The organism is Thalassococcus arenae (genome assembly GCF_019104745.1).
In the GTDB taxonomy this organism is placed as follows: domain Bacteria; phylum Pseudomonadota; class Alphaproteobacteria; order Rhodobacterales; family Rhodobacteraceae; genus Thalassococcus_B; species Thalassococcus_B arenae.
Window position 1 is genome coordinate 598,535 of the sequence record NZ_JAHRWL010000002.1, and the last position, 21,473, is coordinate 620,007.

Consider the following 21,473-nt stretch of genomic DNA (forward strand, 5'->3'; position numbering starts at 1 on the left):
TATCCTGTCGCGATATTCGAACGATTGCAGGAGGTCGCCATGACCCATCTGCACCGGGTCAGGCCGGGATGTTTCGCGATAGTCCTCCTGCCCGTCGCGACATTCGTTTTTCACCATTACCTCAACGCGGTACTGGGCGTTCCTGACCTGCCCATCGGGGCCGAGATCCTGCGTGAGGACGCCGCGCATCTCGAAGCGGCGGGGCGGACGCGGTTCCTGGCTTCGTTCTGGCTGTTCCTTGTCATCGTCCTCGTCTGCGTGCTGCTGTTTTTCGACGAATGGCGCAGCCCGCTGACTGAGGGTACCCGCCGGGTGGCGCTGATCGCCGTTGCCGTCGTGATGGCGCCGGTCCTGTTGTCGGTCTGGGGCCACCAGACCAACCCGGACGCGGCGCGCGGTTTCGATCGGCTTGGCCGGGCTGTCTACGAGGCGGCGCTGGCGCAAGGCCGTGTCGCGGGGTGCGAAAGGGCCGATGCGGTCTGGTTGTTGGGGCGTTGCGGCGACAACCCGGTCTTCACGATGCTGCTGGACATGCTCGATGTCATCAACTTGCTGTCGGCGCTTGGCGTGGGCGTGCTGGCCTGCGGCGTGGTCTTGTGCCTGCGCGAGGCGCCCCAGGGCAGCAGTCTCGAGGCCGAGGTGCGGCTGTTGCACTACAACCGGACGCGGATGAGGGTCTTTCTGTACATGTCCGGGCTGATGCTGAGCGCCGGCGTGTTCCTGGCCATCGGCTGGCTGCATTGGCCCTTGCCGGTGGTCAAGGAGGACATGCGCAAGGAATTCGAGACCTTGCTGCGCAGCACCGAGTTGATGATGGGCGTGTATTTCTCGCTTCTCACGGTCAGCTACTACGGGCCCGCCGTTCTGGTGCACGAAGCCAAGGTGCGCGCCCTGGCACGGCGCGCGATGGAAGACCAGGGCCCGTATCCCGATTTCGAAGCCTGGAAGGAGGAGACCAGGCTGACCTTCGATTTGCAACAATTGCTGCGCGACAGCACCGCCGTGATCGCGCCGGTCATCACGGCCTTTGCCGGCGGGTTTTCACCGCTGTTGAGTTGATCCATCGCGTTGCGCGCGCAACCGTTCCAGGATGAACACCCGGATCGACGACGCCAGGCCGACTTCGGGGTCGCGGCCGGTATCGATCTCTGCGGCCAAAGCGTTCAGCGCCTTGCCTTCGGATTTGGCGATGCGCCGAAACTCGACCCAGAACGCATCTTCCAGCGACACAGATGTGCGGTGCCCGTGCAGGGTCAACGAGTGTTTGACGGGCCGCCCGCTCATTCGGTCTTGTGACCGTCGAGATCGCGCTTTTGCTTTTCGCGCTGCGCGTCTTCCAGTGTTTTCACCGCCTTTGTGCGACCGAATTTCACTGCATTTTCATCAGCCTGCGCGCGCTTTTTCATGCGAGCCTGCTGTTTGCGGAAGCGGTTGAGATTGATCGGATCGGCCATGCGCCAAGCTTACCCACCGTGGGTGTCATGACAAGCGTCGAGCATGCGTATTTTTCAAAGAGAAGAAGGTACAGAGCGCCTCTGGCTTCTTCTCTTTTTCAAATACGCATGATCCGCCGCCTGGGTCAGTCGCGCGGGCCGATCATGTCCTCGGGGCGGACGATGCGGTCGAACGTGTCGCCATCGACAAAGCCCAGGGCGATCGCCTCTTCGCGCAGCGTCGTGCCGTTCTTGTGGGCGGTCTTGGCGACCTTTGTGGCGTTGTCGTAGCCTATGGTCGGGGCCAGCGCCGTTACCAGCATCAGGCTTTCCTTCATCAGCTTGTCGATCCGCACCTCGTTGGCTTGGATCCCCGCCACCATGTTGTCGGTGAAGGCCGAGGCGCTGTCGCCCAGCAGTTGCATCGATTGCAGCACGTTGTAGGACATCATCGGGTTGTAGACGTTCAATTCGAAATGACCCTGGCTGCCGGCGAAGCCGACGGCGGCGTCATTGCCCATGACATGGGCGCAGACCATGGTCAGCGCCTCGGCCTGGGTCGGGTTGACCTTGCCCGGCATGATCGACGATCCGGGTTCGTTTTCCGGCAGGATCAACTCGCCCAGCCCCGAGCGTGGGCCGGACCCCAGCAGGCGGATGTCGTTGGCGATCTTGAAGAGACTGGCTGCCACGGTTTTCAGCGCGCCCGAGAACATCACCATCGCGTCGTGAGCGGCCAGCGCTTCGAACTTGTTGGGCGCGGTGACGAAGGGCAGGCCGGTGATTTCGGCCATGTTCCTCGCGACCATCTCGGCCCAGCCCTTCCTGGTGTTCAGGCCGGTGCCCACGGCCGTGCCGCCTTGGGCCAGTTCGTAGATATGCGGCAGGCACATCTTGACCCGTTTGATACCCATGGCGACCTGATGGGCGTAGCCGCCGAATTCCTGGCCGAGGGTCAGCGGCGTGGCATCCTGGGTGTGAGTGCGGCCGATCTTGATGATATGGGCGAAGGCTTCGGACTTGGCCAGCAGGGCCTTGTGCAGCTTGTCCAGCCCTGGCAGCAGCACGTCGCGCGCCTGCATGGCGATGGCGACATGCATCGCAGTCGGGAAGGTGTCGTTCGACGACTGGCCCATGTTGCAGTGATCGTTGGGATGGACCGGCTTTTTCGAGCCCATCTCGCCGCCCAGCATCTCGATCGCGCGGTTCGAGATCACCTCGTTCGCGTTCATGTTCGACTGGGTGCCAGACCCGGTCTGCCACACCACCAGCGGGAAGTTGTCGTCGAACCGGCCGTCGATCACTTCGCCGGCGGCAGCGACGATGGCGTCGGCCAGCGCCGGTTCCAGCGTTCCCAGCTCCTTGTTGGCCTGGGCGCAGGCCTTTTTCACAACGCCGAGTGCGCGGATGATCGGTACCGGTTGGCGTTCCCAGCCGATCGGGAAATTGAGGATCGACCGTTGCGTCTGGGCCCCCCAATACTTGTCTGCGGGCACTTCAAGCGGGCCGAAGCTGTCGGTTTCGGTGCGGGTCTGCGCCATGGTGGCCTCCTATCGGTATACAGTCGCATACGCTCTAGCGCGCGGATCGCCCGGGGGCAATCGACAGATCGGCGCAGGGTGGGGAAAGCGGCGCTGTTTGCGCCAACGGACTATTTCCGAAACCGGTCGAGCTGGACGATCTGGGCATCCTTGCCATTGGCCTTGCCATCCGGCTGCGGTTGCCGCGTGCGCGTTGGTTTCGGAGGCACCGGATCTTCGTCCTCGTCGTTGTCGTCGTCTTCTTCCTGCGTTTCGAATCGAAGGCCGAATTCGACGGACGGATCGACGAAGGTCTTGATCGCGTCATAGGGGATGTACAGCCGTTCGGGATCGTCGCCGAAATTCAGCGTGACCGAGAAGCCTTCATCGGTGACCTCGAGCTTGTCGAACCAGTGTTGCATCACCACCGTCATCTCATCGGGATAGCGGTCGGACAGCCAATCGGCCAGTTCCGCATCGGGATGCGTGGTGTCGAAGGTGATGAAGAAATGGTGATCGCCGGGCAGACCCCGCGCTTGCACATCGCGCAGCACGGTTTCGATCAGGCCGCGCATCGCGCGGTGCATCAGATTGCCATAGTCGATGCCGCGGGACATGACCGGCTCCTCTCGCGGTTGTGAGGCAAGCATATTGGTTTTGCCCGGCGATGGAAGGGGGGCGCTCGGCAAAATTGCGCCCGACCCGTTTCTTTTCAGAACCAGCTCATAACCGCGCCGCATACGGCGCTGATCGCAAGGGTTGCGACGACGCCGCGATGCAGGATGCCCATCAGGATCCCGGCCAACCCAACGAGGACGGCAGCGCGGACATCCAGGCTGGAAGGATCGGGCATCGGAATCGTCACGGGCCCCATGGAAACGGTGCCAACCTGCGCGAACAGCACGTGCATGGCGAACCACAGCGACAGGTTCAGGATCACACCCACCACGGCCGCCGTGATCGCCTGCAAGGCGGCGTTCAGCCGGGGTCGGGCCAGCAGAGCGTCCACATGCGGGGCGCCCGCGAAGATCCAGAGAAAGCAGGGCACGAAAGTCATCCAGAGCGTCACCACCCCTGCCGCCAGCGCAAGCCCGACGCCGCCCTTTTCAAAGCCGGTCAGCATGCCCACGAATTGTGTAACGAGGATCAGCGGGCCAGGCGTGGTTTCGGCAAGTCCGAGCGCGTCGACCATCTGCGTCGCGTCCAGCCAGCCCCGCACCTGGACGACCTCTTGCGCCATGTAGGCCAGCACCGCATAGGCCCCGCCAAAGGTGACGACGGCCAGCTTGCCGAAGAACAGCGCAAGATCGAACAGCAGGGTCTGGCCCGCCAGCCAGAGCAAGGGCAGGGGAGCCAGCCAGAGTGCCGCCCAGATCGCAAGCGTCAAGGCTGGTGTCGGGCGCGGCGGGGCCACGGGTTGCGGCGCGGTGTCGACCGCCTGCGCACGAACAAAGCCCCACATTCCGGCCGCGGCGATGATCAGAGGAAAGGGCGCGGAAAAGGCGAAGATCGCCACGAAGGCCGAAGCTGCGATGCCGTAGGAGTCGCGCGACGTCAGCGCCTTTTTCGACACCCGGACCAGCGCCTCGATGACGATGACGATCACCGTGGCCTTGACGCCCAGCAGCAGCGCTTCGGTTGCCGGGCGCGCGCCGACGGCGCCGTAGGCCAGCGCGAGCACGGCGATCAGAAGCGCACCGGGCAGAACGAAAAGCGCGCCTGCAATCACGCCGCCCGGGACGCCCCGCAGTTTCCATCCGGCATAGGTGGCCAATTGCATCGCCTCCGGCCCGGGAAGCAACATGCAGAAGCTGAGCGCGCTTAGAAATTGCCGTTCGCTGAGCCAGTCGCGTTCATCCACCAATTCCCGGTGCATCAGGGCGATCTGCGCCGCGGGGCCGCCGAAGGACAGCAGACCGATCCGTCCGAACACGCGGACCAGATCGGCGAAGGGAACATCAGCCATGATCGGTACCGGTGGTGTGCGGCCAGTCATGGCCATCGCGCGCCCAGCGGAACAGCGCGTCATAAAGTGCCATACCGGCCTGCAATTGCGTGTTGTCGTCCCGGTATTGCCGCGACAGCCCTACGGACAAAGCCAGCAGGCCGGCCGCAGCCGGATGCAGGTCGTGCCGGTCGGTATCGGCGCCGCGAATGACGTCGGCCATGCGGTCGAGCGCGGGGCAATGCAGGGCGAAGGCGTCCAGCATGGTGTCGAAGGTGCAATTGGCACCGCGATGCGAGAACGGCACACCGACCATGTCGAAGGGGGTCGCGCCATAGCGGTCGGCCACGCCCATGACCTCGGCCGGCGAAACGAACAGGAACCGCGCCTGCCGATCGACGAAGCGCCGGATCAGCCAGGGGCAGGCGATGCGGTCGATCTTGGGCCGGTGTCGGGTCACCCAAAGAGTGGCGCCGTCGATCGGGGCGGGAATCGCCTGGGCGGGGACGCGCAGCGCGTCGGGTGCATCCCGCCAGGCATACATCCCGCCTTGCAGGTATTCCGCGGCAATCCCGTCTTGCCGCAGCCAGGCGACCAGGCCCTGGCTGAGCTTGATGCCGCGCTGGCACGTGACGATGCAAGTCCGTCCGTTCAGACGCCGGATCAGGCCGGGGATGTCGGTATGCGGGTGACGGAACGAACCGGGAATCAGGAACGGGTCTTCTGCGAAGTCCGGGTCGATCGAGATATCCACGATCTCGGGGCAGTCGGGCGTTCCGATCAGGCGGTTGAGTTGCGTCACGGAAATCTGGTTGAGGGCGGGCATGGCGCATCCTTTCTGAGCACGTTCAGCGGATGCGAATCTTGGGCCGTGGCCTCATGGGGTGTTCGCCGACCCCTTGGGGTTTGATACGGCCGCGTGCCGCCGTCCGTCAACGTCAAACCCGGAATCCCCCATGATGCGGCTGATCTCGCGCAGCATCTTGACCCGGATCGCGCGCGCGTAATCGCGGTGGCCTTGCGCGGTTTCGACAAAGCCATCGCGGGTAATCAATTGCCGGCGGTAAAAATTCGTGATGGCGATGCCGATATGTTCGATCGCAAGACCGTTCACAGTGATGCCCGCCAGCTGAGCCCTGGTGCGGGCGCGTCCGACATCGGACCCTGCATTGGGGGTGCCGTCGCCCGATACGTCGATCACCTTGCGTGCGCAATCCTGCACGGTTTCGAACTGCGCGATCGCGGCCAACAGGGCTTCGGCAGGCGCGGTGTCGGACAGCACATAAGCGCGCTCCATCGTCTCGACCCGGTTGGCAAGGGCAGCAGGCTGACTGGGTGCAGCCATGCGGATCCAGGGGATGGTCAGTTGCTGGCGGTCGACGCCCGACCACTGCATCACCGCCACCGCCACCCGGTCGCGAACAAGGATCTCGGCGATCTCGCCATCGCGCAGCGCCGCGGCCAGCCCATCGACCTGAAGCCGGTATTCCGCCGGGTCGACCGAGTTCGACACGTCCATGGCCAGCAGCAGCGCTGTCTGACAGGCCATGGCGGGGTAGGGCAGAAGAAGGGCAAGAAGCGCGGATCGCAGCATGGTTCGACCCTGATCGGCAGCGCGGCGGCGGTCAAGTTGGCGATGGATTTTTGGCGCATATAGCGGCAGGATCGCCGCAAAGGAGAGGCGGTCATGGGCAATGGCGAACGCACGGTGGCCTTCACGCAGATGAAGGATGGCACCCGCGACGACTACCTATTGCTGGAAGAACTGGAAAAACCCTATCTCGCGCTGACCGCCGACCGGGTTCTGGACGAGTTGAAACGGCAGGCCGAGGCGACGCTGCCGGGCTACAGGATCACGCGCGCCGGGCACGGGCTGCAGGCCGCGACCCGCGCCGAGGCCCAGGGGGCGGATATCGACTGGATCGTCGGCGCGTTGCTGCACGACATCGGCGACGGGCTGGCGCCTCAGAACCACGACCGGTTCTCGGCCGAGGTGATCCGGCCATTCGTGCGGTGGGAGGTGGCGTGGGTTGTCGGACATCACGGCATCTTCCAGATGCTGTACTACGCGCATCATTACGGCTGGGATCGCCACGCGCGCGACCGGTTCCGCGACCATCCCTGCTTTCAGGTCTGTGCCGATTTCTGCGAACGTTGGGACCAGGCCTCGTTCGACCCGGACTTTCCGACCAAACCCATCGCGCATTTCGAACCGATGGTGCGGGCCGTCTTTGCCCGCAAGGCCCATGACCCCGAGGTGATCCGCGAAGGCGTTGTGACGGGGTTGCCGGCGCTGTGACTGGATAAGGTGCAGGCTTCTGTTGCCAGGTGCCTGCGAACCCCGCCTTACGCTGCTAGGCGCAAGGGCTTAGTTTTCGGTTTTTCGGACTGCTTACGCAGCCAGAGCAACCGGAGCACGATTGTCGTTGGCAATTATGCTTTACGGACCGATAACGGTGGTACCTCACCGGGACAAAGCAACGTCTTTACGCGTTCGTCGATCCTATTTCGGCCCCATGATCCCCCAACGAAGGAATTTGGTGGAGCCGCCGGGTACCGCCCCCGGGTCCGATCCGTTTATTTCACGCGCGTTTATGTCCATAGTTCCTTGCGGAACAGGTTGAATATAGGCGCGCGCTGCGCGTTGTTCAACGGTTTGTTAGGACCGGCGCGATCAGGATGGCGGCCGGCACGGCTTCGAACAGGAAGAAGACAAACGCTTTTCTTTTCGGTGGGTTATCGATGAAGATTGAGGCAAGCCGGCCCGTTGCCGCGCCGGCATAAGCCACGCCCAGCATGGCATAGGCGCCCGGATCGCCGGTCCACAGGCAGACAATCCCCATCGCGACGAACAATCCGCCTGCCGACGCCCGAAGCTCGGACAAACCCATTGTGCTGCGGGTCGTCTCCAGATCCAGCGCGCCCGCCGTGTAGCGTGGCGCGACAAGGCCGAAAAGGCCCAGCGCAATGGTCAGCAATGCCAGCGCAGGGAACACAAGATCGTACATGGCCAGTCCTCAGCGTGTATGGGGAATGCTAGCCCGCATTCGCTGAACAACCAGACCGGACGGCCGCTTTCATCAACATCAGGAAGATATGGCTCCGGCGGTAGGGATCGAACCTACGACCAATTGATTAACAGTCAACTGCTCTACCGCTGAGCTACGCCGGAACACGGGGGCCGTATAGCAACCTCGATTCCGCGCGTCCAGTGGGTTTGTCACAAAAACTTCGCCGCGCGCGCGGGTCGGGTCAAAGCCTGCGGAACACCGCGTCGGCGCGCAGTGGGCCGTCATGTTGAACGCGTTTTTGTTGCACCAAGTCAACAAGATGCGCAAGGACATTGCGTTCGGCCATGGGCAGAAGCGTGGCCGGGATGTCGGTGTAGATTCGGGCTGCAAGCGAAGCGGCATCGGCCGGACCGTCCTGCAGGGCCGCGATGATTGCCGCGCCCCGGCCGTCGCGATGCGTGATCAGTTCGGACAACCGCGCGGCCGGGTCGGCGACCGGCGCCCCGTGGCCGGCGTGAAAGGCCCGCCATGTGCGGTTCTGCAAACGCTTCAGCGACGCCATGAAGGCGGTCAGGTCGCCGTCGGGGGGAGAGACCAGCGAAGTCGCCCAACCCATCACCAGATCGCCCGAGAACAGGACATCGTTCCAGGAAAAGCACAGATGGTTGCCGAAATGGCCGGGCGTGTGATGCGCGTCGATGACCCATTCGTCGCTGGTGATGCGGTCGCCGTCGCGGATTTGGTGGTCGGGCGCGAAACCGGCATCCACGCCTTCTCCGCCGCCGATCCGTCCGGTGGCCGCGAGTTCCTGCATGATGGCCGATCGGCCAGACTTCGCATCGCCGAAGGCCAGGACCGGTGCACCGGTCGCCCGCGCCAGCGGTCGGGCGAGGGGCGAGTGGTCAAGATGAGCATGGGTTACCAAGATGTGGCTGATGCGTGCACCGTCCTGCACCGCGTCGAGGATGGCTTTCAGATGGGTATCGTCCTCAGGGCCCGGGTCGATGACGGCGATCTCTCGATCGCCCAGCAGATAGGTGTTGGTGCCGCGAAACGTCATCGGTGAGGGGTTCGGCGCCACGATCCGGCGAAGACCGGGTTCCAGCTGTTCGGCCGTGCCCGGGACGGGCCGGAAATCGGGTTGCGGGTCGGTCATCGCGGGGCCTTTTCGAGATGGTGCGCCGAAGGCAGGCGCGATAGCTTTAGCGCATGTCGTTCCAATGGCTCAAACACTACATGCCCCGAAGCCTTTACGGTCGGGCGGCGCTGATCCTGATCCTTCCGGTGGTCACGCTGCAGCTGGTGGTTTCGGTCGTGTTCATTCAACGCCATTTCGAAGGTGTGACGCAAAAGCTCACCCGCGAATTGTCCCGGTCGATCTCCGTGGCGCTGGACGCGCCCGGTGGCGGCACGACAGAAGCCCTGGCGCAGGCGCTGGACCTGCGGCTGGCGGCGGTCGAGGACAATGCGCTTCCGGCACAGAACGCGCGCCGCTGGTACGACCTGACCGGCGCGATCGTGATCCGGACCTTGCGGCAGCAACTGCCTGGTCTCGAACGGGTCTTGATCCCCGATGACAGCGTCGTTGTTGCCTTTGTGCGTCATGACGGTCAGCTGTTTCGCGCCGATATCCCGCGCGGGCGGATGTCGGCGTCGAACCCGCACCAGTTGCTGGTCAACATGGTCGTGTTCGGGCTGTTGATGACGCTGATCGCCTTTCTCTACCTGCGCAACCAGTTGCGCCCGATCACCCGGCTGGCCGAGGCGGCCGAAGCGTTCGGCCGCGGTCGGGCCTTGCCGTATTCTCCGTCCGGTGCGGTCGAGGTGCGGGCCGCCGGCAACGCGTTCCTGGACATGCGCAACCGGATCGAACGGCAGATCGAACAGCGCACCATGATGCTTTCCGGGGTCAGCCACGACCTGCGCACACCGCTGACGCGGTTGCGGTTGGGTCTGTCGATGCTGGAGGACAAGGACCGCGAGCCGCTGGAGCGCGATGTCGAGGACATGCAGCGCCTGATCGACGCGTTTCTCGACTTCGCACGGGGCGACGCCGCGGCGGCCCAACCGGAGCCGGTGGACCCCCTGTCTTTCGTTGCCGAAATCGTCGCCGATGCGGAACGGGCGGGGCAAACCGTGTCGCTTGTCTCGAGCGAGGGCGAAGGCCGTGTACAACTGCGCCCAGGCCCGCTGCGCCGGGCGGTCGAGAACCTGATTTCCAACGCCGTGCGCTATGGCACCCGCTGCGAAGTGTCGGTGGCGCTGTCGCCGCGGTCGTTGCGCATCCGGGTCGAGGATGACGGTCCGGGCATTCCGGCGCAGGATCGCGAAACCGCTTTGAAACCCTTCGTGCGGCTGGACCCTGCGCGCAATCAGGATCGCGGGTCGGGCGTGGGCCTGGGGCTTGCCATCGCCGCGGATATCGCGCGGGCCCATGGCGGGGTCCTGCGTTTGGGCGAAAGTGCGTCTCTGGGCGGATTGCGGGCGGATATCGTGATCGCGCGCTAGCCGGTGGAAAGTTGCCGTGCAACGGCGTCCAGGAATTGCCCCAGCCTGTGCCGGTCGATGGGCTTTGCGTGCAGTTCGAGGCCGAGGGCCTTGCAGGCGTTGCGCAATTGCGTCGACCGGTCGGCCGAAATCATCGCGCAGGGCAGGGGGCCCAGGCGGGCTGCGATGCGGTCGTACAGAACCAGCCCGGTATCGCCGGCGCCCAGCTGGTAATCCAGCAGCAACGCGTCCGGAGCGATTTCCAGATCGGCCAGCAGGTCCATCGCGTCGTCGGCGGTTTCCGCTTCGATCACGTTGACATCCCAGCTTTCGAGAAGGATCGAGATCGCACGCCGCATGGCCGGGTCGTTTTCCACCAACAGCACGATCAGCCCCGACTGCGCAAGCCCGCTGGGCCGGGCGCGGCGGTTCGCGGCGGCGCTGACCGGATCGGCCAGACCGGCAATGGGCAGGCCGACCATGAAACAAGATCCCTTGCCCAGTTCGGACCACAGGCCCAGCGGATGGCCCAGGCGCGCGCAGGCGCGTTCGACGATCGCCAGGCCCAAACCCAACCCGTCATTGGTGCTGGCGCGCTCGTCCAGGCGGCGAAACTCTTCGAAAATCGCGCTCTGGTGTTCCTCGGCGATGCCCGGACCGGTATCCCAGACCTCGATCCGTGCCGACCCGCCGTTGCGGCGCACGCCCACCAGCACCCGGCCGCTTTGCGTGTAGCGGATCGCGTTGGCCAGCAGGTTCTGCACCACGCGGCGCAGATAGGCGGGGTCGCTTTCGACCTTGAGCGAGCTTTCCACCACGTCGAAACGCAATCCCTTGCGCGCTGCCAGCACCTCCATCTCGTCTCGCAGCGGGCGCAGGATGTCGCGCAGCGCGACGGGGCGGATATCGAACTGGACACCGTCGCCGTCCAGTTTCGAGATGTCGAGCAGCGCATCGATGATCTGTTCGGCGCTGGTCAGCGCCGATTCCGCCTTGGCCAGAACCGCCGCATCCGACGGGTCGGCACAGCGATCGCCCAGCGAGGACACGAACAGCTTGGCGGCTGACAACGGTTGCAGCAGGTCGTGGCTGGCAGCGGCGACAAAACGCGATTTCGATGCGTTGGCGCGCTCGGCCGCGCTCAGTGCGTCCTCCAGTTCCAGCGTGCGTTCCATCACGCGGGCTTCGAGGATTTCGTTCATCTCGTAGAGCTTGGCCGCCGCCTCGCGTTCGGCGGTCACATCGGTGCAGGAGATCACGAAACCGCCATCCGGCATCCCGCGCCCGAAGATGTGCAGGATCATCCGATCGCCCTTGCGGACTTCAAAGCTGATCGCGGCGCGCGGGCCGTCCTGTGCCGCCCATCGGCGAAAACCATCGCGATCTATGCCGCGAGTGAAGGCGACCGCGTCGTCCAGCTGGTCGACAAGGGCGGCGAAGGACGCGCCGATCTGCATCCGTCGGGCGGGCACAGACAGAAGGCTGCCGATCTTCTGGTTCCAACCCACCAGCCGGGCGCCGTCGTCGAATACGGCAACACCCTGGTTGAGGTGGTCCAGCGTCGCCCGGATCATCCGCGTCTGCTTGTCCCGCAACCGGTCGCGTTCCTGGCGTTCGATACGGACGAGGTCGGTCACATCGGTCTGAAGGATCACGGTGCCGCCGTTGGTGGTCCGGTGCTCGGAGACCTGTAGCCAGCGATCGTGCGTCAGGGCGACATTGAAAAGGACATGCTGATCCTTGTGCCGGCGGTTGCGTTGCTCGGCCCAACTTTCCGGGGTCTGACCCGAGGGCAAAGCCAGATAGCGCGACCGGCTGATCCGGTCGACATAGCCGGAAAACGGCAGGCCGGGTCGAAGGTCGGTGGCGGTGTCGCGGAAATCCCTGCAAAAGCGCGAATTGCACATCACCAGGATGTCGTCGGGATCGAACAGGGCAAAGCCTTCGGATACGGTCTCGATGGCATCGGCGAGGTTGCGGCGCGCCGCTTCGGCGGCTTGGTTGGCGCGCGACAGCTGCGCGTTGGAATCGTGCAGCAGATCAAGCGTGCGTTCCAGTTCGAGCGTGCGTTCGCGCACCCGTTTCTCAAGCAGCGCCGCCCGTTCGAACTGCGCATAGGCCTGGCCCGATTGGGTGGCGCCGAATTCGACCCGGTCCATCAACGCGCTGGCGATCTTGATCAGCTTCTCGTTCTGACGCTCGAGGCTGTCCAAGGGGTTGACCAACGACATGGCTCAGCCCGGTGCCGTCTGAAGCGGGGGATAGATCGCCACGCCGGTCAGGGTCTGGTTGACGTGCAAGGCGCCGATCTGTTCGCCATAGGTGGAAAAGCCGATCACGTTGTGTCGGACCAGGATGTCCGACACCGCACGGGATTTCTGCGTCTGTTCCGCCTCGATCCGGCGCAGCAGGCAATCGCACCCCAGGATCTGTTCCGGCTGCTCGGCTGCCGCCAGCGCCGTCAGGCCGCGGTCGAGATCGGTGACCATGTCGTCATGGGTGGCCAGCGTCAGCACCATGCCCTCGTTGATGGCCGAAAAGAAATACAACTCGTTGTTCGGGCCGACCATCCGGATCGACCGCACATGATGGGAATCGCCCAGCCGAACCACCACCGGATGCGCGGCGAAGGTGAAGGGATCGAGTTGTTCGGGATCCTTGCCCAGCAGGCGGGCATATTCCAGTGCCGCGGGTTCTGCGTTGATCTCGTGCACGATGCGGTTGTCGGGATCGGCCGCGGTCACCACCATGCGTGTTTCCGTCGGACGCAGGTGATCGAGCGAAAAGACCCTGACCGGACAGCGAGACCGGATCAGCGCCAGCGACGCGGCGTTCTGCCGGATCCGACCGTTATGCGCCAACCACGTGGCGCTGAAATCCGCCCCGTCACCGGCCGAACCGCCGAACAGCGGCATCGGGCCCAGCCCCGACGCAAGGATCTCGGTCAGGTTTTCCTCGCGCTGGCTGAGACCGTCGACCATCAGGAACCCGAACTCGAACGGCATGTCGGCGGCCCGCTGCGTCAATGCCATCCGCTTGCGGATCAGCATGTCCATCAGCACCGGCGCATCGAGCGCGCCCAGATTGTCGATCGGCACCGTGGACACGGCATAAAGATCGGCCGGAAAGGCCACCGCGATGATCAAGCCGTCGGCATATCCGCCGCGGCCCAATTCGCCCGCTGTGGTGCAGGCCAGCACGTCGGCATCGCCGAATCCGCCCGCCGTCGCCTGGACCAGTGCCCGGAAATCGGTGCGCGGCGAAGCGAACAGGCACACAAGCGCGAACGGCCCCGCGCCAAGCTGGGCCTTGATCTCGCGCAGGGGGTCGACGGCCGTGCACGCCACTTCGGCGATGCACAGAGCCTTGGTTCGGCTGGTCTCCTCCCGCGCGGAGCTTGTCTGCGCTCCGTCCAAGTGTTGGCTTCCCTTCCGGTTGGCTGCGTCAACGATAGGAGCGTCACGTATCGATTGGCAAGACCCGGCTGAAGCGCGCCTCCTGCGCGATCAGAACCGCCTGGGTGCGGCTGTGCACGCCCAGCTTGCGCATGATGGCGGTGACATGCGCCTTGACCGTGGTTTCGGCGATCGACAGGTCATAGGCGATCTGCTTGTTCAGCTTGCCCTCGCAGATCAGGTGCAGGATGCGCGCCTGCTGGTTGGTCAGCGATGCCAGGCGGGCCAATGCGTCGTCGGGATCGTCATCCGACCCCGCGGTCGGGTCGATATAGCCGTCCGGTACGAATGCCTGGCCCTTGCCCACGGCTTCGAAGGCGCGGCGGAAGACCGAGCGTTGCGAATGTTTCGGCACGAACCCGTCCGCACCGGCCTTGAGCGCGTGGGAAATCATCCGGTTGTCGGCCATCGACGAAGCGATGATGATTGCGGCTTTGGGGGCGGCATTGCGCAACCGCACCAGACCGTCCAGCCCGTTCACATCGGGCAGGTTGAGATCGAGCACGATCAGATCGACGCCCTTCGGCGTGCCGACGATGTCCAATGCCTGTTCCAAGGTTCCCGCGGTCCTGATCGCGTCGAAATCGGCCAGCGATTGCAGTGTCAGCGACAGCGCGTCGCAAAACAGGGGATGGTCATCCACGACCAGCGCGGTGCCGGGCGAGGATTCATGGAAATTGCGCTGGATCTCGGTCATTCCGGAAGCGTTCCTGAGTTTCCGCCAGCTTAGACCGGGACAGGTCTGCGGTCTCTAACCCAATGGTCCTATAGCGACCGTGACCGGGTCAGAACCAGCCCTGCACCGTTCGCGCCGCGCCCGAAACGTCCTGTCCGATCCCGTCGATCGTTGCGCAGCCGCCCAGAATAGCGGCCAGCGCCATCATCATCAGTTTGGTTTTCATCTGCTCTGCCCGTGTTTTCTTGGTTGTGGGGGATGTTATAGCATCATTCCTCGTACCACCAAACATCCGGCTGCCAACCGATCCAATCGCCGTAGATCGGCAGCTTTTCGGGGAATTTCAGCTCTTTCGCGTGCGCGATGCGGCTGATGTTCCACTGGTAGATCGGGATCACGTAGCGCCCCGCGGTCAGCACCCGGTCCAAGGCGCGCACGGCGGCCAGGAAATCATCGCGGCTTTCCGATGTCAGCAGCCGGTCGATCATCGCCTCGGCGGCCGGCGAACACATGCCCATGTAATTGCCCGACCCTTCGGTCGCTGCGGCATCGCATCCCCAATAAAGCCGCTGTTCGTTGCCCGGGCTCAGCGACAGGCCGCGTCGGTAATAGGTCATGTCGAAATCGAACTTGGCCTCGCGTTCCTTGTATTGCGCGCTGTCGATCGCCGTCACCGTCGGTTCGATCCCCATCCGCTTCAGCGCTTCGACATAGAGGTCGATGATCGATTGTTCCTCGGCCGAGCCGCTGGACAGGACGATCTCGAACGTGAAGCGCTGGCCGGCCGCGTTCTTCATCGTGCCGTCCTGCACCGTCCAGCCCGCCTGTTCCATCAGGTCCATCGCCTTGGCGATATTGGCACGGTTGCGGGCCGAACCGTCGCCCTTGGGCAGTTCGTAACCTTCCAGCGTTCCGGGCAGCAGATCGGCGGCGAAGGGTTCGAGAAATTCGCGCACGCGGCCTTCGGCGGGGCCGGGGCGCATGCCCAGTATCGAGTTCGAATAATACGAGGTGATGCGCGGCTGCGCCGAGCCGGTCATCGTTTCATTGATGTATTCGAAGTTGAACGCGTGCAGCATCGCGTCGCGTACCCGCCAATCCTTGAACACGTCGCGGCGGGTGTTCATGACAAAGCCGGTGATGCCCGAGGGCCGTTCGTGCGGCAGCACCGATTTCACCACATCGCCGCTATCGATGGCGGGGAACTGGTATTGCGTTTCCCATTTCTCGGCATTGAATTCGCGGTTGGAATTCAGGATGCCTGCCTTGAACGCCTCGAACATCGCGGTGCCGTCGCCGAAGAACTCCATGCGGATCTCGTCCAGGTTGGCCTGGCCGCGCATGAAGGGCAGATCGCGACCCCAATAATCCGGATTCCGGCGCAAGCTGACGAAGCGACCGGCTTCGAAATCATCGATCACGTAGGGCGCGCTGGAGATCGGGATCACGTCCAGCCCGCTCTCGGCGAAATCCGCGTCCTCCCATTGCGCCTTTTTCAGGATCGGTCGCATGCCGACAAGCAGCGCCAGTTCGCGGTCCTCTTCGGTGAAGGTGAAGCGGATGGATCGAGGGCCGGTCTGTTCCATGCCGGCGATCTTGCCCCAGACGCCGTGATAGCGGGGGTGTCCGACGGTGCCCAGCGTCTCGTAGGACCACATCACATCTTCGACCGTCACGGGCGAGCCGTCCGAGAACCGCGCCTCTTCGCGCAGGGTGAATTCCGCCCATTCCCGATTCGGACCGGTTTCCACCGATTCGGCCAGAAGGCCGTAAAGGGTGAAGGGTTCGTCATAGCTGCGCCCCATCAGCGACTCGCTGCCGAGGAACCGCAGTTGCCATGGCGTCGAGCCTTTCCGGATATGCGGGTTCAGGCTGTCGAAGCTGCCGACCTCACCGGTAACGATCCGTCCACCTTTCGGTGCATCCGGATTGGCATAGGGCAGAGACACAAAATCCGGTGGAAGCTGCGGATCGCCATACATAGCAATGCCATGCTGCGGCTCGGCCAGGGCGAATCCCCCGATGGCGATGACGCTTACGGTCGCGGCAAGCTGCCGCAACGAGAGGAAAAAAACTGAGCGCATTTTCGCAACAATCCCTGTCTGCCCTTGTTTTGTTGACGCGGAGACTACCGAGGCTTTTACGTCTTTTCAAACTTTTAGCTTGGACTGCGGCGGTGAATTGCGTATAACAACAGCACTGCTCGATAGGTTTCTTGCCTGTATGAAACCTGCCTCAATAACTGAACCCCGGCCTTGCGCCGGGGTTTTTTTCTGCGCTGTGATCGTCCCTGCACGGGCCCGGGCACAGGGGCGCGCGGTCGGGTTCGGAAAAAAGCGATTTACCTCGCAGATGCAGCGCCTAGACTTGCTGCAAAGCAGCATCAGGAGGCACGCATGTCGCTTGCAGGCAAGACCGCAATCGTCACGGGATCGAATTCCGGCATCGGGTTGGGCATTGCGCGGGAACTGGCACGCGCCGGCGCGTCGGTCGTGATCAATTCCTTCACCGACCGCCCCGAGGATCACGCGCTGGCCGCCGAGATCGCCGAGGAACACGGCGTCGCGGTGCGCTACATCAAGGCCGACATGTCGAAAGCCGACGAATGCCGGGCGCTGGTCGAACAGGCGGGGGCCTGCGATATCCTGGTCAACAATGCCGGCATCCAGCACGTCGCACCGATCGACGAATTTCCGGTCGACAAATGGGACGCGATCATCGCGATCAACATGAACTCGGCCTTTCACACCACCGCCGCCGCGCTGCCGATGATGCGCAAGGCGGGGTGGGGCCGGGTGGTCAACATCGCTTCGGCCCACGGGCTGACGGCGTCGCCCTACAAATCCGCCTATGTCGCGGCCAAGCACGGCGTCGTCGGCATGACCAAGGTCGTGGCGCTGGAAACCGCGCAGGAGCCCATCACCGCCAACGCCATCTGCCCCGGTTACGTGCTGACCCCGCTGGTCGAAGCGCAGATCCCGGACACGATGAAGAAATACGACATGAGCCGCGAGGACGTGATCAGACAGGTCATGCTGGAACGCCAGCCCTCCAAGGAATTCGCAACGGTGGAACAGCTGGGCGGCACTGTGGTGTTCCTGTGTTCCGACGCGGCGGCGCAGATCACCGGGACGACGATTTCCGTGGATGGCGGCTGGACCGCCTTGTGAGCGGTGGCGGGTGCGAGGGGCCAGCCCCTCGCGCTCCCCGGAGTTTATCTGGCAAGATGAAGCAGGAGCAGCGGCGATGACCAAGCGGATCAACCTGGCCCTGCAGGGTGGCGGCGCGCATGGTGCGTTCACCTGGGGTGTTCTCGACCGGTTGCTGGACGAAGACGATGTCGAAATCGCGGCGATCTCGGGCACCTCGGCCGGTGCGCTGAACGGCGCGGCGCTGAAGGCGGGCCTGCTGGCCGGCGGCCGCGAGGGCGCCCGCGAGAACCTCGACTGGCTGTGGGACCAGATGGGGGCGATGGACGATGCCGCAATGCCGGACTGGATGCAGGCCTGGCTGCCCGATCCCTGGCTGATCAGCCAGTCGCTGGCCTATTCGCCGGGATACACGGCGGGCGAGGCGGTGGGCCGGATGGTGTCGCCCTATGCCTGGGGGCCGCTCTACCGCAACCCGCTCGAGCGGATCGTCGAACGGTTCGATTTCGGGCGGGTCTGCGCGCATGAGGGGCCGGCGTTTTTCGTCTGTGCCACCAATGTGCGCGACGGCAAGATCCGCGTGTTCCAGGGCGACGCGATTTCCACGCAGTCCATTCTGGCTTCGGCCTGCCTGCCGACGCTGTTCCAGGCGGTCGAGGTCGAAGACCCCGAAACCGGTGTGGTCGACGCGTTCTGGGATGGCGGATACACAGGAAATCCGGCGCTGTTTCCGTTGTATGACAAGGCCTTGCCGGATGACGTTGTGATCGTCAACATCAACCCGCTGCGCCGCGACGACGTGCCGGTCACGCCGCCCGAGATCCAGAACCGGATCAACGAGATCAGCTTCAACTCGTCGCTTTTGCGCGAATTGCGCGCGATCGAGTTCGTCCAGCGCCTTCTGGCGGACGGCTCGGTCAAGCCGGGGCGCATGAAGGATGTGCGCGTGCACATGATCGCGGACGATGCGCTGATGAACGAACTGTCGGTTGCGACCAAGCTGGTTCCGGTGCCCACCGTGCTGGCGCAACTGAAAGAGGCCGGGCGCCGTGCGACGGGCGAATTCCTGCGCCTGCACAAGAAGGACCTGAACGAACGGCAAACCGTCGATCTGCGCGCGATGTTCGGCTGAACGACGTCAGGAGGCCTTGCGCAGATCCTCGACCGCCGCCTTGGCGTCCTTGCCGTTGGGGTAGACCAGGCCGGCCGAGATCACCAGCTTGGCCGCGTCTTCGATCGTCATGTCCAGTTCGATCACGTCTTCCTTGGGAAAGAACAGCAGAAAGCCCGAGGTCGGGTTCGGCGTGGTCGGAACGAAGACCGACACCATGCCGCCCATGACTGCAGCCTTGTCGGCCACTTCGCCGCGCGTATCGGTCGAGATGAAGGCAATGGCCCAGATGCCCTTGCGGGGGTATTCGATCAGGCAGGCCTTTTCGAAGCTGCGTTCGGATTGGGCGAACACCGTTTCGGCGATCTGCTTGATGCCGGAATAGATCGACCGCACCACCGGCGTGCGTTCGACCAGGCTTTCGGCGAAACGGATCAGCGACCGCCCGATCAGCCCCTTGGCGACCCAACCCACCAGGATGGTGAAGACGAGGAAGAAGATGACGCCAACGCCGCGCAGGTTGATGCCGATGTATTGTTCGGGGTTGAAGCGGTCCGGCACCAGCGGCAGCACGAAGCCGTCGACCCAGCCGAACAATGTCCAGATCAGCCAGATCGTCAGGCCCACCGGGGCGATCACCACGATGCCGGTCAGGAATGAGGAGCGCAGGCTGGCGAACAGGCCGGGCTTGCGCGTTTCAGGGTCGAAGGGCGTTGTCATGATCTTCCGCGGACTGCAATGCGCCTAACCTAGGCACTTGTTCCGGCCCTCACAATGGTCAGGGTGACGCAACGGCGCTTCACCCGGCGATTTCGGTCAATTCCCGGGCAATCGCGGCTGCCAGCCGCGCATTGTTTTCGACCAGCGCGATATTGGCCTCCAGCGACCGCCCCCCGGTCAGTTCGTAGATCCGTTGCAGCAGATAGGGGGTAAGCGCCTTGCCGGCGATGCCGTGGCGCATGGCGTCGGCGGTCGCCGTGGCGATGATCGGATCCATTTCGGCTTTCGCGATCTCGGCCCGCGTCGGGATCGGGTTGGTCACCAACTGCCCGCCCGGCAGGCCAAGTTCGGCGCGCGCCACGTGGGCGCGGGCGATCTCGCTTGGGCTGTCCATACGCAGCGGTGCCTTGATCCCGCTGTCGCATGACCAGAAGGCGGGCAGGGCGGCCTGGCCATAGGCGATGACCGGCACGCCCAGCGTCTCGAGCACTTCCAGCGTCTTGGGCAGGTCCAGGATCGCCTTGGCACCGGCTGCCACCACGGTGACCGGCGTCTGCGCCAGTTCCTGCAGGTCGGCGGAAATGTCGAAGCTGTGCTCGGCGCCGCGATGCACGCCGCCGATCCCGCCGGTGGCGAAGACGCAGATCCCGGCGCGGTGGGCCGCGATCATCGTCGCGGCCACGGTGGTGGCCCCCGTGCGGCCCTGCGCGATACAGACGGCCATATCGGCGCGGCTGAGCTTGGCGACCCCCTTGGCCTGGGCCAGCGCCTCGATCTGCGCGGTGTCCAAGCCGACATGCAACGTGCCATTGATCACGGCGATGGTGGCTGGCTCTGCGCCGGCCTCTCGCACGGCCGCTTCGACCTGCAGGGCCACCTCGGCATTGCGGGGCCACGGCATGCCGTGGGTGATGATGGTGGATTCCAGCGCCACGACGGGGCGGTTGTCGGCCAACGCGGCTTTGACGGGGGGCGACAGGGTCAGCATCAGACGATCTCTCCGGACACATAGGCGGCGGCGGCTTGCAATGCGCGTTCCAGCGCCGCGCCGCGCTCGGCGCCACCGGCCTCGGCGGCGATATGGGCGGCCATGAAGGTGTCGCCCGCGCCGGTGATCCGGCGGACCAGCACTTCGGGCGGTTGGTGGCTCAGGGTGCCGTCTTGGGTCGCGTCGCAGCAGGGCGCACCACCATGGGTGACCAGCGCCCGGGCCGCGCCCCGCTTCAGCAGCGCCTGGGCTGCGCTTTCGGCATCGTCGAACTGCGCCTGGCACAGATAGCCGGCCTCTTCGAGATTGACGTAAAGCGTGCCGCGTCTTGCGCGCAGGAAAGGCGCCAGCCGTTCGGCCTTGCCGGGCGAGGCCGGGGCGATGCGCAGATCGGCGCGTGCGAAGGCCGGGCTGGCGGCGATGTCGGACAGAAGCGCCTCGGTCAGGTTGCCGTCCAGCGCGATCCGGCCCGCATAGGGCGCATCCGGCGATCCCAGCGGCCCGTCCAACAGCGGGCTCAGGATGCGTTTGCCCGCCGCTTCCAGCGAATGCGCATCCGCGATGGCGGCGACCAGCCCGCCGGCGCCTTCGATCGCCATGTAGACATCGGTGGGCAGGTCTTCGGAGCGGTAGAGCAGGGCACAGTCGATGCCCATCCGGCTGACCGATTCCACCAGCTCGGCGCCTTCGGCATCGCGGCCCACGGCGCTGAGCAGGGCAGGGCGCAGACCGAAGCGCACCAGCGTCATCGCGATGTTCAGCGCCACGCCGCCGGGCACGCGCGTGATCCGCCCCGGCACGTCCGAGCCAACCCGCATCTGCGACGGCGAGCGCCCGATCACGTCCCACAGGACCGAGCCGATGCACAGGATGTCGGGGGCGTTCGTCATGGCGTCTGTTTGGCGCGGGCAGGGCGCGCGTGCAAGCCAAAGCGCCGCAGTTTTCGGCGTTTTCCTTGGGTCGTGATGCGCTATGCTG

Annotated in this window: 22 protein-coding genes, 1 tRNA gene and 1 other RNA gene; 5 read left to right on the top strand and 19 right to left on the bottom strand. The window is 64.5% G+C overall.

Annotation, left to right across the window (positions count from 1 at the left end):
- The first annotated feature begins 39 nt into the window (after positions 1-39).
- Positions 40-1,059, top strand: a complete 1,020-nt coding sequence (locus KUH32_RS14160; RefSeq protein WP_217779253.1) for a hypothetical protein — start codon at positions 40-42, stop codon at positions 1,057-1,059.
- On the opposite strand, the gene KUH32_RS14165 is transcribed toward KUH32_RS14160, so the two are convergent.
- The 7 genes from KUH32_RS14165 to KUH32_RS14195 form a co-directional block, all read right to left on the bottom strand.
- Entirely contained in the window at positions 1,042-1,284 is a 243-nt protein-coding gene (locus KUH32_RS14165) for a ribbon-helix-helix domain-containing protein (RefSeq protein ID WP_217779254.1), read from the bottom strand. The two genes, KUH32_RS14160 and KUH32_RS14165, sit on opposite strands and share 18 nt — an antisense overlap.
- Complete coding sequence (locus KUH32_RS14170) at positions 1,281-1,454, bottom strand: DUF4169 family protein (protein ID WP_217779255.1); 174 nt, start codon at positions 1,452-1,454, stop codon at positions 1,281-1,283. Before KUH32_RS14170 ends, KUH32_RS14165 begins: the two co-directional genes overlap by 4 nt.
- 125 nt (positions 1,455-1,579) lie before the next feature.
- Complete coding sequence (fumC, locus tag KUH32_RS14175; protein ID WP_217779256.1) at positions 1,580-2,974, bottom strand: class II fumarate hydratase; 1,395 nt, start codon at positions 2,972-2,974, stop codon at positions 1,580-1,582.
- A 110-nt stretch (positions 2,975-3,084) separates the two neighbouring features.
- Complete coding sequence (locus tag KUH32_RS14180) at positions 3,085-3,570, bottom strand: SspB family protein (protein ID WP_217779257.1); 486 nt, start codon at positions 3,568-3,570, stop codon at positions 3,085-3,087.
- Positions 3,571-3,665: 95 nt separating this feature from the next.
- A complete protein-coding gene (gene chrA, locus KUH32_RS14185) occupies positions 3,666-4,919 on the bottom strand; it encodes a chromate efflux transporter (RefSeq protein ID WP_217779258.1) in 1,254 nt (417 codons plus the stop codon).
- The gene (locus tag KUH32_RS14190) at positions 4,912-5,724 is read right to left on the bottom strand and encodes a chromate resistance protein ChrB domain-containing protein (protein ID WP_217779259.1); all 813 of its coding nucleotides are present in this window, start codon (positions 5,722-5,724) and stop codon (positions 4,912-4,914) included. The genes chrA and KUH32_RS14190 overlap by 8 nt, the downstream gene beginning before the upstream one ends.
- Before the next feature lie 51 nt (positions 5,725-5,775).
- A complete protein-coding gene (locus tag KUH32_RS14195; protein WP_217779260.1) occupies positions 5,776-6,492 on the bottom strand; it encodes a DUF1194 domain-containing protein in 717 nt (238 codons plus the stop codon).
- A 93-nt stretch (positions 6,493-6,585) separates the two neighbouring features.
- Between KUH32_RS14195 and KUH32_RS14200 the strand changes: the two genes are divergently transcribed.
- Positions 6,586-7,197 carry an HD domain-containing protein gene (locus KUH32_RS14200; protein WP_254899176.1) on the top strand — a complete coding sequence of 204 codons (612 nt, stop codon included), beginning with the start codon at positions 6,586-6,588 and terminating at the stop codon, positions 7,195-7,197.
- An 8-nt stretch (positions 7,198-7,205) separates the two neighbouring features.
- On the opposite strand, the gene ssrA is transcribed toward KUH32_RS14200, so the two are convergent.
- The 4 genes from ssrA to KUH32_RS14220 form a co-directional block, all read right to left on the bottom strand.
- Positions 7,206-7,554: a transfer-messenger RNA gene (gene ssrA / locus KUH32_RS14205) on the bottom strand.
- Positions 7,547-7,906, bottom strand: a complete 360-nt coding sequence (locus KUH32_RS14210; RefSeq protein WP_217779261.1) for a DUF4345 family protein — start codon at positions 7,904-7,906, stop codon at positions 7,547-7,549. The genes ssrA and KUH32_RS14210 overlap by 8 nt, the downstream gene beginning before the upstream one ends.
- Before the next feature lie 89 nt (positions 7,907-7,995).
- Positions 7,996-8,070 (bottom strand) — tRNA-Asn (locus tag KUH32_RS14215).
- A gap of 80 nt (positions 8,071-8,150) precedes the next feature.
- On the bottom strand, positions 8,151-9,065 hold the full coding sequence (locus tag KUH32_RS14220; RefSeq protein ID WP_217779262.1) for an MBL fold metallo-hydrolase: 915 nt from the start codon (positions 9,063-9,065) through the stop codon (positions 8,151-8,153).
- A 53-nt stretch (positions 9,066-9,118) separates the two neighbouring features.
- Here KUH32_RS14220 and KUH32_RS14225 point away from each other — a divergent pair, with 53 nt between their 5' ends.
- On the top strand, positions 9,119-10,417 hold the full coding sequence (locus KUH32_RS14225; RefSeq protein WP_217779263.1) for an ATP-binding protein: 1,299 nt from the start codon (positions 9,119-9,121) through the stop codon (positions 10,415-10,417).
- Here KUH32_RS14225 and KUH32_RS14230 read toward each other — a convergent pair.
- The 5 genes from KUH32_RS14230 to KUH32_RS14250 all read right to left on the bottom strand — a co-directional run bounded on the left by KUH32_RS14230 (position 10,414) and on the right by KUH32_RS14250 (position 16,611).
- The gene (locus KUH32_RS14230) at positions 10,414-12,627 is read right to left on the bottom strand and encodes a PAS domain-containing hybrid sensor histidine kinase/response regulator (protein ID WP_217779264.1); all 2,214 of its coding nucleotides are present in this window, start codon (positions 12,625-12,627) and stop codon (positions 10,414-10,416) included. The genes KUH32_RS14225 and KUH32_RS14230 overlap by 4 nt on opposite strands.
- Before the next feature lie 3 nt (positions 12,628-12,630).
- Positions 12,631-13,812, bottom strand: a complete 1,182-nt coding sequence (locus tag KUH32_RS14235) for an FIST N-terminal domain-containing protein (RefSeq protein ID WP_254899177.1) — start codon at positions 13,810-13,812, stop codon at positions 12,631-12,633.
- A gap of 43 nt (positions 13,813-13,855) precedes the next feature.
- Positions 13,856-14,548: a response regulator gene (locus KUH32_RS14240; protein ID WP_217779265.1), complete on the bottom strand. Its 693-nt coding sequence runs from the start codon at positions 14,546-14,548 to the stop codon at positions 13,856-13,858.
- Positions 14,549-14,636: 88 nt separating this feature from the next.
- Positions 14,637-14,753 carry an entericidin EcnA/B family protein gene (locus KUH32_RS14245; RefSeq protein ID WP_217779266.1) on the bottom strand — a complete coding sequence of 39 codons (117 nt, stop codon included), beginning with the start codon at positions 14,751-14,753 and terminating at the stop codon, positions 14,637-14,639.
- 43 nt (positions 14,754-14,796) lie between these two features.
- A complete protein-coding gene (locus KUH32_RS14250; RefSeq protein WP_217779267.1) occupies positions 14,797-16,611 on the bottom strand; it encodes an extracellular solute-binding protein in 1,815 nt (604 codons plus the stop codon).
- Positions 16,612-16,923: 312 nt separating this feature from the next.
- Here KUH32_RS14250 and KUH32_RS14255 point away from each other — a divergent pair, with 312 nt between their 5' ends.
- Positions 16,924-17,697 carry a 3-hydroxybutyrate dehydrogenase gene (locus KUH32_RS14255; RefSeq protein WP_217779268.1) on the top strand — a complete coding sequence of 258 codons (774 nt, stop codon included), beginning with the start codon at positions 16,924-16,926 and terminating at the stop codon, positions 17,695-17,697.
- A gap of 76 nt (positions 17,698-17,773) precedes the next feature.
- Positions 17,774-18,808: a patatin-like phospholipase family protein gene (locus KUH32_RS14260; RefSeq protein WP_217779269.1), complete on the top strand. Its 1,035-nt coding sequence runs from the start codon at positions 17,774-17,776 to the stop codon at positions 18,806-18,808.
- 6 nt (positions 18,809-18,814) lie between these two features.
- Here the strand turns inward: KUH32_RS14260 and KUH32_RS14265 are convergent, their stop codons facing one another.
- The 3 genes from KUH32_RS14265 to KUH32_RS14275 all read right to left on the bottom strand — a co-directional run bounded on the left by KUH32_RS14265 (position 18,815) and on the right by KUH32_RS14275 (position 21,385).
- Entirely contained in the window at positions 18,815-19,507 is a 693-nt protein-coding gene (locus tag KUH32_RS14265; RefSeq protein WP_217779270.1) for a DUF502 domain-containing protein, read from the bottom strand.
- 79 nt (positions 19,508-19,586) lie between these two features.
- The gene (locus KUH32_RS14270; protein ID WP_217779271.1) at positions 19,587-20,495 is read right to left on the bottom strand and encodes a pseudouridine-5'-phosphate glycosidase; all 909 of its coding nucleotides are present in this window, start codon (positions 20,493-20,495) and stop codon (positions 19,587-19,589) included.
- On the bottom strand, positions 20,495-21,385 hold the full coding sequence (locus tag KUH32_RS14275; protein ID WP_217779272.1) for a PfkB family carbohydrate kinase: 891 nt from the start codon (positions 21,383-21,385) through the stop codon (positions 20,495-20,497). Before KUH32_RS14275 ends, KUH32_RS14270 begins: the two co-directional genes overlap by 1 nt.
- Between the last annotated feature and the right edge of the window lie 88 nt (positions 21,386-21,473).